The organism is Streptomyces odonnellii (assembly GCF_000981895.1).
In the GTDB taxonomy this organism is placed as follows: Bacteria; Actinomycetota; Actinomycetes; order Streptomycetales; family Streptomycetaceae; genus Streptomyces; species Streptomyces odonnellii.
This window is the reverse complement of sequence record NZ_LATD01000638.1, coordinates 1-1,299: the sequence shown is the minus strand read 5'-3', so window position 1 is coordinate 1,299 and position 1,299 is coordinate 1. Positions and strand designations below refer to the sequence as shown.

Genomic DNA, 1,299 nt, shown 5'->3' with positions numbered 1-1,299 from the left:
GGCGTGGGTGGGGCGGGCGTGAGCGGTGCGCGGGCGAGGAGTGAGGTGAACCGGTGATCCACGAGGTGGACGACGCCCTGCGTTCCCTCGTCCGGGGCGAGGCACTGGGCGGCACCCAGGTCAGTGTCGTGTTCGACGCGCCGAACCGCGAGTGGGCGGCCAAGGTCAACGCACCCACGGTCAATCTGTATCTCTACGACATCCGCGAGGATCTGCGCCGCCGCTCCCGCGGGCTGTCCAACGAGTACGGCGAGCGCGGCACCGTGGTGGCCCGCCACCGCCCGCCGCGCTACTTCAAGCTGTCCTATCTGATCACCGCCTGGACCCGGCGTCCCGAGGACGAGCACCGGCTGCTGTCGTCCCTGCTGTTGTGCCTCTTGCGCCACGACGCGGTGCCCAGGGCCCATCTGACCGGCCAGCTGGCCGAGTTGCCGCTGACCGTACCGATGACGATCGCGCTGCCGCCGCCGGAGGACCGGTCGTTCGCGGACGTGTGGAGCGCGCTCGGCGGCGAGTTGAAACCCTCGCTCGACCTTGTGGTGAGCGTCCCGCTCGTCGGCGCCGGCACGTTCGCGGTGGGGCCTCCGGTCACCGAGGACGGTGGTCTGCGACTGGGTATGGAGGGGATCGAACGGGCGGTGGACGCCGGCAACGGCGCCGGCGCCGCCAACGCCGCCTCCGCGAACGGCGCGGCGGGCGGTGCCGGGCCCGGGAACGGTCATGGGCAAGGGCATGGGGGCAGGCGTGGGGCGGGGGGCGCCGAGGGTGCGGACGGTCCCGGTCGCCGCCCGCGCCCCGGTATGTCGCGCCGTATCCGCGAACCATGAGCGGCCGGCCGCCGACGGAGCCGGCATCCGTACCGGGGCTGGTGCCGGGACCGGAGCCGGCGCCGGGACGGGTGGAGGCTCCGGCCGTGACCTCGCCGTTGTCGCCGCCGCCCTCGCCGCCCCCGCCCCCGTCGCTGCCGCCATCTCTGTTGCCGTCGCTGTCGCCGTTGCCGTCGCAGGAGCACCTCATCACCGCGAACCCCCTCACCGCGAAGCCCACCGCTGAGGACCCGACCCCGGAGAACTGGACCGCGGAGGAACCGACCGCGGAGGAACCGACCGCGGAGAACCCCGTCACAGAGGATCCGAGCCTGCGCCACCTCCTGGACCGGGTGGTCCTCGTCGAGGAACGCGTCCGCCGTGCCGTCGCCGCCCGCCGGGAGACCGATCCCAACCCCGACGACGCCTTCCGCGGCCTCTACCTCACCGACGAGGCCGTCAGCCGCCTCCTCGACGCCCGCCCCCAGGCGCC

Annotated in this window: 2 protein-coding genes; both read left to right on the top strand. The window is 74.0% G+C overall.

The window, feature by feature from the left end:
- Nucleotides 1-53 precede the first annotated feature (53 nt).
- Complete coding sequence (locus WH07_RS35870; protein WP_079023834.1) at nt 54-827, top strand: DUF4255 domain-containing protein; 774 nt, start codon at nt 54-56, stop codon at nt 825-827.
- An 86-nt stretch (nt 828-913) separates the two neighbouring features.
- On the top strand, nt 914-1,299 hold a 386-nt coding region (locus WH07_RS40135; RefSeq protein ID WP_408645994.1), incomplete at its 3' end, for a hypothetical protein.